We start from the raw sequence: 11,210 nt of genomic DNA on the forward strand, positions 1-11,210 counted from the left end.
GTACCCATCCCAATGAAGTGAAAGGTAAGGACACATCATGCTCGCACTCACCAGAGGTCGTCGTCGTGCGCTCGCCGGTGCCGCCGCACTGGCGCTGGTCATCACCAGCTGTGCAGACAATGGCACATCAGAAGTCGATGAGGACATCGCCGCCGAGGGCGGGGAACTATTGCTCTGGGGTTGGACCGGCGTTTATGAGGACATCGCCGAGGCCTATATGGAAGAGAACCCCGAGGTGACTGTAGAAGTCCAAAACGTCGGCACCAATGAGGACCAGTACACCGCCCTGCAGAACGCGGTCGCCGCCGGGTCCGGGATTCCGGATTTGGCCCAAATTGAGTACTACGCCATCCCGCAGTTCGCCATCGCCGACTCCCTGGCGGATCTGAGCGAACTCGGCGCCGAGGATCTTGAAGGCACCTACACCCCCGGTCCCTGGGACTCAGTCACCATGGAAGGCGGCATCTGGGGATTGCCCATCGACTCGGGGCCCATGGCCTTCTTCTACAACGCGGCACTGTTGGAGGAACACGGCATCGAGGTGCCCGAGACCTGGGAGGACTTCGCCCAGGCCGCCCGTGACCTCAATGAGGCCGACCCGGATGTCTACCTTGCTGCAGACACCGGCGACGCCGGCTTCGCGACCTCGATGATCTGGCAGTCGGGCGGACGCCCCTACCAGGTCGACGGAACCAGTGTTTCCATTGACTTCTCGGAACCGGAAACTCAGCGGTGGGCCGAACTCTGGAACGAACTCATCGAAGATGAGGTCCTAGCCCCCATCACCGCCTGGTCGGATGAGTGGTATCAGGGCATGGCCAATGGCACGATCGCCTCCCTGACCACAGGCGCCTGGATGGGCTCCAACCTGCAATCCGGTGTGGAGGAGGGCCACGGTGACTGGCGAGTGGCCCCCATGCCGCAGTGGGAAGGTGAGGAGTTCACGACCGCGGAGAACGGCGGGTCGTCCATCGCCATTATGGAGGACTCCGACAACAAAGAACTGGCCTACGACTTCCTCCAGTTCGCCTCCAACGGGGGAGGAGCAGACCTGGCCCGGGACCAAGGAGTCTTCCCCGCCACGGTCGAGCGGCTCGAGGACGAGGACTACCTCAACGAGGAGGTCGAGTACTTCGGTGACCAGCAGGTCTACCAGGTGTTGGCCGAATCTGCCGACTCTGTCGCTGAAGGGCGGCAGTACCTGCCCTTCCACGTCCACGCCATCTCCATCTTCAATGACACAGCCGGGCAGGCCTACGTCAGCGACACCACCTTGAGTGAGGGTCTCGAAGAGTGGGGAGAACAGTCCGCGGCCTATGGCAATGAGCAAGGGTTCGACGTCGAATGACCATTCCCGCTGCCCCCACTGCAGTCCTGGCGATGTCACCTGATGTCGCCGGGACTGTGGTGGGCCCGCGAGGCCTCGATGAGATCCGCGCGGTCTGCCAGGTGCCGGATCCAGAGCCACTGACCGAGTTCAGTTCCCTGCGGGCCGAGGCGCTGCTCGCTGAGGCGGAGGTGCTCATCACCGGTTGGGGTTGCCCGGTCATCGATGAGGCCGCCCTGGCGCAGGCTCCGCAGCTGAAACTTATCGTCCACACGGCCGGCTCGGTCCGTGGGCATGTCTCTGAGGCCTGCTTCCGCCGTGGCATCGAGGTCACCTCAGCCGCAGCAGCCAATGCGGTGCCGGTGGTGGAGTACACCCTGGCGATGATCCTGTTGGAGGGCAAACGTGTCCTGCAGCGGGCTTCTGACTACCGACGTCACCGGCGTCGAAGCCACCCTGAGGTCTGCGGCCCGATCGGCAACTACGGCACCACGGTGGGGATCCTCTCGGCCTCATTGATCGGCCGCGGGGTGATGGAGCGGCTGCGCCACCACGATGTGCATGTGCTCCTGGCCGACCCCTACATCGACGCAGCGACCGCCGCCGCATACGACGCCGAACTGGTCACCAATGAAGAACTTTTCAGGCGCAGCGACATTCTCAGCATCCACACCCCCTTGCTGCCTAGTACTTACCGGCTAGTGGATGCCGCTTTACTTCAGGCGATGAAACCCGGTGCCGTGCTCATCAACACTGCCCGTGGCGGCGTCGTCGACCATGACGCACTCACCACGGCGGCCCAATCCGGCCGAATCCGGGCGGTCCTGGATGTCACCGACCCGGAGGTGCTTCCCGCCGAGCACCCGTTATGGGAGTGTGAGAATGTGTTCATCACCCCTCACCTGGCCGGTTCCGAAGGCAATGAGCTGCGCCGGCTGTTCATCACCGCCCTGGAGGAGCTCACCCGCTACACCCAGGGACACTCCTTACGCCACCGCATCCCATACTCAGCACTGGACGTGATCGCATGAGCCACACCGTACTGAACCTGCCGGAGGAAGACCGCGCCCTCAGCCCCCACACCGGCTACACCCGGCAGCACTGGGAAGCCTGCGCTGACGGGTTACTCACCGCCGCCTGGCGCTGGGCCAGCCCCCGTGGCGCACGGCTTGACCTGCCCGGGAAAACCTCCCGCAGCGGAGTCGTCTCTGACGGGTTGGAAGGCTACGCACGCACCTTTCTGGCCGCCGCATTCCGGGTCGCCGGGGCCAACGGTGAAGACCCCCACGGCTGGTTACCCCGCTACGCCGAAGGGCTCATCGCCGGAACCAGCACACCGGGGCACGACGACGCCGAATCCTGGCCGGTCATCCGCGATTTCTTTATTCAGGGCCAACCGATGGTGGAATCCGCCTCGGTGGCGCTGGGACTGCGACTCACCCGGCCATGGCTATGGGACAAGCTCTCCTCCGCCGAACAAGACCGAGCCGACGCCTGGCTGCGCGATGCCCTGGTCTCCCTGCCCGCTGCAAACAACTGGTACCTCTTCCCCTATACCGTCGCCGGGTTCCTCGACTCCGTGGGCCGCGGCGACGAACTGACCACCCGGATCCGCCAGCGTGGGCTCGAATTACTGGATAGCTGGGACGTGGGCCAAGGCTGGTACACCGACGGCGACGGCGGGGCCTATGACTACTACAACGGGTGGGCACTGCACCTCTACCCGGTGCTCGACGAACTCATGGCGGCACGGGAAGCCGGCGAAGACCCCAGCAGCGGGACCAGCATCTACCGGCAGCGGTTGAGCACCCACCTGGAGAGCCTGAGTCATTTCTTCGCCGCCGACGGCGCCCCCGTTTACTTCGGCCGGTCGATGACGTACCGGTTCGCCGCCGCAGCCGCCGTGGGCCTGGGCGCAGCCACCTCAGACACCCCACTGACCCCAGGCGCCTCCCGCCGGATCATCAGCGGAACCTTGAAGTATTTCCTGGACCGTGGGGCGCTGAACTCCCACGGCCTGCTCAGCCTCGGCTGGCACGGCGAGCACGCCCCCACGGTGCAGCACTATTCCGGGCCCGCCTCCCCGTATTGGGCCTCCAAAGGCTTCGTCTGCCTGCTTGCCGGGGCCGATCACCCCCTGTGGACGGCCACCGAGGAACCGGCGCCCGCCGAAACCGGGGACCACGTTCTTGCCGTGGAACCGGCCGGTCTACTGCTGCACTCCACCGCCCAGGACGGGGTCGTGCGCCTGCACAACCACGGTAGTGACCACCTGCGCGCAGAAAACGGGGCAGCCGCCGGGCGCCCCGACCCGCTCTACACCCGCTGGGCCTACTCCAGCCACACCGGGCCCACCACCACGACCAACACCGCGGACAACGACCTCGCCGTCATCTGGCAGAACCGCCGCGGCTCGCGCACCCAGATCCACCCCCTCGGAGCCGGCACCCTGCAGACCGGTAGCGGCTGGGCCGCTTCCTGGCACCGTCCGGTCTTCGACGGCCCGCCCACGGTGATTCCCGGGCTGAAGGTGCTCAGCGTCGTCGTCGTCCACGGCACCTGGGAGGTGCGCGTCCACGCGGTGACCGCAGCCCCTGCTGAGGCTGCCCTTGAGACCACCGGCTGGGCCACCCCCGATCCACGCACCGCATCAGATGACACCCAGCTGGGGCCGGCCTCAGTGTTGGTGCCGCTGCACGGCTGGTCTGCAGCCGATGACGTTATCGCCCCGGCCGGGACCGCCTACACCGCCGCAGCGCGGGTGCCGCGGCTCAGAGCCGAAGTGCCGGTGAACGGAGTCTACGTCTGCTTAGCTGCCCTCAGCGGGGAGGAAGCACACCGGCCCGATCCCTCCACCGCGGTGGAGGATCTCACTGTCACCGACGACGCCGTCACCTTCCGTTGGGCGGGAGAGTCGGCCCCTGTGCGCATCGGCTTCACCGGTGCCGACCTCACCCAGCCAGTGACCGTGACGCTAGGCGGAACGAGCCTGGATAGTGCCTCCGGCAGTCACGCGAGCCAGGGTGGTCGGCGGTGAGGTGGAAGTTCGCCTTCAGTACCCTAGGCATGCCCGGTGCCGGCCTCGATGAGGTCATCGACACCGCTCACGCCCACGGCTGCGCTGGGGTAGAGCTGCGCGTCCACGACGACGAATTTCTCCGTCCCCACACCCCCCTGACCGAGGCACGCCGAATCGGCGAACGCATCCAGGCAGCTGGGCTGGAGATCTCCGCACTGGCCGGGTACGTGCGAGTGTGTAGTACCGAAGAGAGCGACGACGCCGTCGTCGCCAGTTTGCGCCGGCTCATCGACCTAGCCGCTGAGACCGGCGCTCACGGCATCCGGGTCTTCCCCGGGGGAGAGCCCGGTCACCACGGTGGTGCCCAGTCCAGGATCGCCACAGTGCTACCCCAGCTGCGCCAGACCGGGGTGCAGTTACTCGTCGAAACCCACGACACCCACCCCACTGCAGCCGAGGCCCTCCAGCTGGTGAAAGACCTCGGCGACCCCCACCATGCGGCAGTGCTGTGGGATGCCCTCCACCCCTGGCGCAGCGGGGAGACACCTGAGCAAACCAAAGCGACCCTGGGGGAGTACTTCGCGTACTTCCAGGTCAAAGACGTCATCATGGACGGTGAGGCCTGGACCCCGGTGCTCACCGGGGCCGGGCAGATCCCACTCGATGAGCACGCCCGCCTGTTACAGGACTACTGCGGCTGGGTGTCGTTGGAATGGGAGAAAGCCTGGCACCCGCAGATCGAACCGCTCGCCGACGCGCTGGCGAGCACCGCTGAGTGGTTCCGGCGCCACAACCCCGGCACAATGAGTCCATGACGACACCTCCTGCCGCCGGTACCGGCGAACTCAACTGGGCCAAAAACCTCCGCTACTCGGCACAGCGGGTGCTGACCCCCACCAGTCTGGACCAGTTGCGCGAGGCGGTGGCCCAGGCCGAACGACTTAAAGCCCTGGGCAGTCGGCACAGCTTCAACACCGTGGCTGACACCCCCGGTGACCTGGTGGATCTGGCCGGGATGCCCCGGCACTTCTCCATTGACGAGGCCTCCCGCACCGTGACCGTCAACGCCGCGATGCGTTGTGGTGAACTCGCCGCCAGGTTGCAGGCCTCCGGGTGGGCGATCGCCACGATGGCCTCCCTGCCGCACATCAGTGTGGCCGGCACTGTGGCGACCGGAACCCACGGCTCCGGGGACACGATCCCGCCGTTATCTGGCCTGGTCTCCGGGATCGAATTGGTGACCGCCGACGGCGAGCTGCGCAGCTACCGCCGCGGTGACCTTGACTTCGACGGCACGGTCGTCAACCTCGGCAGCCTGGGAGTCGTCACCAGTGTCACCTTCGATATTGTGCCCAGCTTCGAGGTCCGCCAGGACGTCTACGAGCCCGTGCCGTTGGAGAGCATCCTGGAGAACTTCCAGACCATCACCTCCTCGGCCTACAGCGTGAGCCTGTTCACCCGGTGGGACGACGACGTCCGTGTCTGGCTCAAATCCACCTCCACTCCGCCTGAGGACTTCTTTGGTGTCGCCGCGTTGACCTACGATGTCGGACTGGTGGAAGGACCCCCGGAGCGCACCACCGATCAGGCTGGGCTCTGGGGCAGCTGGGACACCCGGTTGCCGCACTTCAAACTCGAATTCACCCCCAGCAACGGGGACGAACTCCAGAGCGAATACCTCATCCCTCGGCCCCAGGCGGTCGAAGCCATCACCCGGATCCGCCGACTTGGCCCCCGGCTGGATCCGCACCTGTTCGTCACCGAGATACGCACCATGGCCGAGGACCGGCAATGGCTCTCCCCGGCCTATGGTGACGACCACATCGGTATTCACTTCACCTGGCGCCAGCACATGGACGAGGTCGCCGCATTGCTGCCAGTCATCGAGGATGAGCTGCTCCCCCTGGGGGCACGGCCCCACTGGGGAAAGCTATTCCACGTCGGGGACGTCTCCGGGCTCTACCCCCGTGTCAGTGACTTCCACACTCTGCGTGAGAGTCTCGATCCCACCGGAGTCTTCGGCTCCGAGTTCCTCACCACGCACCTGCCCACCGCCTAAGGCACTCGCCCACGGCCTGAAGCACCTGCTGCCGCTTTCGGCCGCTGCTTGACAGGGCAAATGCGCGCAGAATAACGTGGAAAGCGCATTCCGTAACCTGGGTCACAGCCTGCGACCCCGGTCGATTTCGACTCAAGGAGACTCCACGCACATGTCCGACACTCGCACTTTGCGCATCGCCATGAACGGCATCACCGGCCGCATGGGATACCGCCAGCACCTGCTGCGTTCCATCCTGCCTATCCGTGACCAGGGCGGTATCACCCTGGCCGATGGATCCAAGATCACCGTGGAGCCCATCCTGGTGGGCCGCAACGAGAACAAGATCAAAGACCTCGCCGCCCAGCATGATGTCGACGAATACACCACCGACCTCGACGGCATCATCAACGATGACAAGACCGACATCGTCTTCGATGCCTCGATGACCTCCCTGCGCTACGGCACGCTGTCCAAGGCGATCTCTGCCGGAAAGCACGTCTACACCGAGAAGCCCACCGCCGAGACTCTGGATGAAGCCGTCGACCTGGCGAAGCAGGCTCAAGCCGCAGGCGTCACCGCCGGTGTGGTTCACGACAAGCTCTACCTGCCCGGGCTCATTAAGCTCCGCCGACTGGTTGATGAAGGTTTCTTCGGGCGCATCCTCTCCCTGCGGGGTGAATTCGGCTACTGGGTGTGGGAAGGCGACGTTCAGCCCGCCCAGCGCCCCTCCTGGAACTACCGGCTGGCCGATGGCGGCTCGATGACCACCGACATGTACTGCCACTGGAACTACGTGCTCGAAGGCATCATCGGCAAGGTCAAGACCGTCACCTCCCGCACTGCCACCCACATCCCCACCCGGTGGGATGAAAACGGCCAGCCCTATGACGCCGACGCCGACGACGCCGCCTACGGCATCTTTGACCTCGAGACCCCCAATGGTGACGAGGTCGTCGGACAGATCAACTCCTCCTGGGCGGTGCGCGTCTACCGTGACGAACTCGTCGAATTCCAGGTCGATGGCACCCACGGTTCCGCGGTGGCCGGACTGCAGAAATGCGTGGCCCAGGCCCGCTCCACCACCCCGAAGCCGGTGTGGAACCCCGACCTTCCGGTCACCGAGTCCTACCGCGACCAGTGGGTCGAAGTTCCAGACAACGACACCTTCGACAACGGCTTCAAAGCCCAGTGGGAAGAGTTCCTCCGCGACGCCGTCGCCGGACGCGAACACCGCTTCGGCCTGCTTTCTGCCGCCCGCGGTGTGCAGCTGGCCGAGCTGGGACTGAAGTCCGCCGCTGAGCGCCGCACCGTCGAGATCCCCGAGATCACCCTCTGAGAGGCCCACAGACGATGAGTACACTGCCAACACTCACCCTGCCGACCCTGGATGGTCAGCGGGTCGACTACACCATGACCGGCCCCGGGGAGTTCTCCCGGCCCACCGGACCCATCCAGTCCCGCAAGGTCTACGCCGCCGCCCACGTGGTGCCGGTGATGACCGCCGAGAACACTCCCGGTAGCCCCGCCCAGCTCGACTGGGACGCCACCCTGGCCTACCGCCACGAACTGTGGTCCTACGGACTGGGTGTCGCCGACGCGATGGACACCGCCCAGCGCGGGATGGGACTTGACTGGGAGGCCACCAAGGAACTCATCCGCCGCTCAGCCGCTGAAGCTGCCGGCGTCGTACGTTCCGGAAAGTACCCGGCCCTGGCCGGGCGCTCGGTACGCGACCTCATCGCCTGCGGTGCCGGGACCGACCAGCTCGACCCCGCCACCGCACCCACCGGTGAAGAAGGCCTGAAGAAGGTTCTCGAGGCGTACCTGGAGCAGCTGCAAGTGGTGGAGGAATCCGGGGCCAAGGTCATTCTCATGGCCTCCCGCGCCCTGGCCAAAGTCGCCTCCGGAGCTGATGACTACCTGACCATCTACACCCAGTTGCTGAAGACCGCCAAGGAACCGGTCATCCTGCACTGGTTGGGCACGATGTTCGATCCCGCCCTGGCCGGCTACTGGGGCTCCGACGACGTCGCCACCGCCACGGAGACGTTCCTGAGGCTCATTCGGGACAACGAGTCCAAGGTTGACGGGGTCAAAGTGTCCCTGCTCGACGCCGACCACGAGAAGCAGTTGCGCGCTGCGCTGCCAGACTCCGTGCGCCTCTACACCGGAGACGACTTCAACTACCCCGAACTCATCCACGGTGAAGGAGAGGAATACTCCGACGCCCTGCTGGGGATCTTCGCGGCCATCTACCCGGCGGCCTCGGCAGCCCTGCAGGCCTACGACGCCGGAGACGCCGAGCGAGGCCGGGCCATCATGGACTCCACCCGGGAGCTGGGGCAGCACGTTTTCTCCGCGCCGACCTTCTACTACAAGACCGGTGTGGCGTTCCTCGCGTGGCTCAACGGCCACCAGCCCGGCTTCCAACTCGTCGGTGGGCTGCACTCTGGGCGCTCCATCCCGCACCTGGCGCACACCTTTGTGCTCGCCGACCGGGCCGGATTGCTGCGTGACCCCGAGCTGGCTGCCTCCCGGATGCGGAGCCTGCTGACCGTGGGAGGTATCCAGTGAGCTTTGAACTCTCCCTGAACACCGGCACCACCCCAAACCTCTCCTTGCAGGAGGCAGTCGAGGCGGTGGCCGGTGCCGGGCTGGGGCACATCGGGCCCTGGCGGCACCTGCTGGAGCAGGCCGGCGGCGAGGAGAAGGCCGCTGAGATCATCTCCGCTGCGGGGCTGAAGGCCACCACCCTGTGCCGCGGCGGGTTCCTCACCGGTTCTGACCCCGAGGCGCGGCGAGCCGCCATCGAGTCCAATCGCGCGGCGATCCGCGAGACCGCGGCCATCGGTGCCGGAGAGCTCATTATGGTGGTCGGCGGTCTGCCGGCCGCAGCCCACGTCATCGGAGGGGAGGGGGACCGGCAAGATAAGGACATCGTCGCTGCCCGGCAGCGGGTGGCCGAAGGGATCGCCGAACTGGCCCCCTACGCCGCTGAGCACAATGTCCGCTTGGTGCTGGAACCACTGCACCCGATGTACACCGCCGACCGGGCCGTGCTCTCCACGCTGGGTGAGGCGCTGGATCTGGCCGCGCCCTACCCGGCGGAGACGGTCGGCGTCGTCGTGGACACCTTCCACGTGTGGTGGGACCCGCAGCTGAAGCAGCAGATCGAGCGGGCCGGTCGGGAGAACCGCATCGCCAGCTACCAGATCTGCGACTTCAACCTGCCGATCGCCGCCGATGCCCTGAAATCCCGCGGGATGATGGGCGATGGCTACGTCGACTTCCCCACCATCAGCCGATGGGTGGCCGAGGCCGGCTACACCGGCCCGGTGGAGGTGGAGATCTTCAACGTGGAGATCAACAACCAGGACGCCAGCCTCACCGTCGAGACCATGAAGTCCCGCTACGCCGAGCTGGTGCTGCCCGCCCTGGAAGAGGGCGCGGCTAAGGCACAAAACCCAGCCGGGGAACGGATCTCCTTCGGGATCTGAGCACGGGGTTTAACGCACGGTCTCTGTGATCGTCGGTGGAGCACCCCACCTGAGAAATCGACAGTTCAGAACGGATACCCCCAGTGAAGATCGTCTGCGCCCCGGATTCATTCAAGGGTTCGGCCTCCGCCGGTGAAGCGGCTGCGGCCCTTGCTGCCGGGGCGCAGCAGGTCTTTGGTCAGGCGGAGATCATTCAGCTGCCCTTCGCCGATGGGGGAGAAGGCACCCTGGATGCGCTCCTGGAGGCCTGGGGTAGCCAGGCCGAGACGGTCGAAGTCGTCGATGCGATCGGCCGACCCACTACCGCGCGATTTGGCCGATCCCCGGATGGGCGGACCGCGATCATCGAAGCAGCCGAAGGCAACGGTCTGCCGGCCGTCTCCGATGTGCCCTTACAGCCCCGCCGTGCTGACACCTACGGGGTCGGTCTCATTGCCGCGGCCGCACTACAGACCGGGGCCGAGGAAATCCTGCTGTGCATCGGAGGCTCGGCCTCCACTGACGGCGGGACCGGGCTGCTCACCGCGCTGGGAGCACAGTTCCTCGACGCCGCGGCCGCTGCGGTGGCTCCCGGAGGAGAAGGGCTGAGCAGGATCGCCTCAATCGACCTCACCGGGTTGCACCCCCGGGCTCGGGAGGTCCGCTGGCGCATCGCCGTCGACGTCGACAACCCGCTGACCGGGCCCCGTGGGGCCGCTGCGGTCTTCGGTCCGCAAAAAGGTGCCGATGAGCACGACGTCGTCGCTTTGGACGCCGGGCTGACTCACCTCAGTGGGGTGCTCGCCGAGCATACCGGTACCGCTGCCGATGATCTGCGCACTCGAGCCGGTTTCGGTGCCGCAGGCGGCATCCCCGTGACCCTGGTCAGCCTGCTGGGTGCCGAGGTGGTCCCCGGTTCCACGATGGTCGCCGAAGCCGTCGGACTCGCTGAGGCCCTTACCGGGGCGGATATCGTCCTCACCGGGGAAGGGCGGTTGGACTCCCAATCACTGGCCGGCAAGGTCGTCGATGCGGTGAGTTCCCGCGCACCGGAAGACGCCGCCGTCGTCGTGATCTGCGGGGGTCTGCAGCTAAGTCCCGCCGAATGCCGCGCCGCGGGGATTACCGCCGCGTTTTCCATCGCCGATGGTCCCGCCGATTTGGCCAGGCTCCAAGCGCGGGCGGCCCAGCTCATCGAAGACACCGCCGCCCATGCCTGCCATCTGCTGGCCCGCCGCTGAGCAGTCCCCCTTATTGACCTGACATCAGCCTGTAGCGCACCCACTGTGTGACCCCACACCTCACACCCCTGTGACACACACCACATTCTGTGTATGATGTGCATCA

The 11,210-nt window shown here is 66.1% G+C and carries 9 protein-coding genes; all 9 read left to right on the top strand.

Going from position 1 to position 11,210, the window contains the following annotated elements:
- Positions 1-37 precede the first annotated feature (37 nt).
- On the top strand, positions 38-1,348 hold the full coding sequence (locus tag H578_RS0109755; RefSeq protein WP_022873499.1) for an ABC transporter substrate-binding protein: 1,311 nt from the start codon (positions 38-40) through the stop codon (positions 1,346-1,348).
- A complete protein-coding gene (locus tag H578_RS14620; RefSeq protein ID WP_022873500.1) occupies positions 1,345-2,358 on the top strand; it encodes a hydroxyacid dehydrogenase in 1,014 nt (337 codons plus the stop codon). The genes H578_RS0109755 and H578_RS14620 overlap by 4 nt, the downstream gene beginning before the upstream one ends.
- Positions 2,355-4,364: a DUF2264 domain-containing protein gene (locus tag H578_RS14625; RefSeq protein ID WP_022873501.1), complete on the top strand. Its 2,010-nt coding sequence runs from the start codon at positions 2,355-2,357 to the stop codon at positions 4,362-4,364. The genes H578_RS14620 and H578_RS14625 overlap by 4 nt, the downstream gene beginning before the upstream one ends.
- Positions 4,361-5,161: a sugar phosphate isomerase/epimerase family protein gene (locus H578_RS0109770; RefSeq protein ID WP_022873502.1), complete on the top strand. Its 801-nt coding sequence runs from the start codon at positions 4,361-4,363 to the stop codon at positions 5,159-5,161. Before H578_RS14625 ends, H578_RS0109770 begins: the two co-directional genes overlap by 4 nt.
- Positions 5,158-6,405 carry an FAD-binding protein gene (locus tag H578_RS0109775; RefSeq protein ID WP_022873503.1) on the top strand — a complete coding sequence of 416 codons (1,248 nt, stop codon included), beginning with the start codon at positions 5,158-5,160 and terminating at the stop codon, positions 6,403-6,405. Before H578_RS0109770 ends, H578_RS0109775 begins: the two co-directional genes overlap by 4 nt.
- Positions 6,406-6,556: 151 nt before the next feature.
- Entirely contained in the window at positions 6,557-7,723 is a 1,167-nt protein-coding gene (locus H578_RS0109780; protein WP_022873504.1) for a Gfo/Idh/MocA family protein, read from the top strand.
- Positions 7,724-7,746: 23 nt separating this feature from the next.
- Positions 7,747-8,961, top strand: a complete 1,215-nt coding sequence (locus H578_RS0109785; RefSeq protein WP_028464145.1) for a dihydrodipicolinate synthase family protein — start codon at positions 7,747-7,749, stop codon at positions 8,959-8,961.
- Complete coding sequence (locus H578_RS14630; protein ID WP_022873506.1) at positions 8,958-9,884, top strand: sugar phosphate isomerase/epimerase family protein; 927 nt, start codon at positions 8,958-8,960, stop codon at positions 9,882-9,884. Before H578_RS0109785 ends, H578_RS14630 begins: the two co-directional genes overlap by 4 nt.
- An 83-nt stretch (positions 9,885-9,967) precedes the next feature.
- A complete protein-coding gene (locus H578_RS0109795) occupies positions 9,968-11,104 on the top strand; it encodes a glycerate kinase (RefSeq protein ID WP_022873507.1) in 1,137 nt (378 codons plus the stop codon).
- Positions 11,105-11,210: the final 106 nt, after the last annotated feature.

The sequence above is a fragment of the Nesterenkonia alba DSM 19423 genome (assembly GCF_000421745.1).
Classification (GTDB): Bacteria; Actinomycetota; Actinomycetes; order Actinomycetales; family Micrococcaceae; genus Nesterenkonia; species Nesterenkonia alba.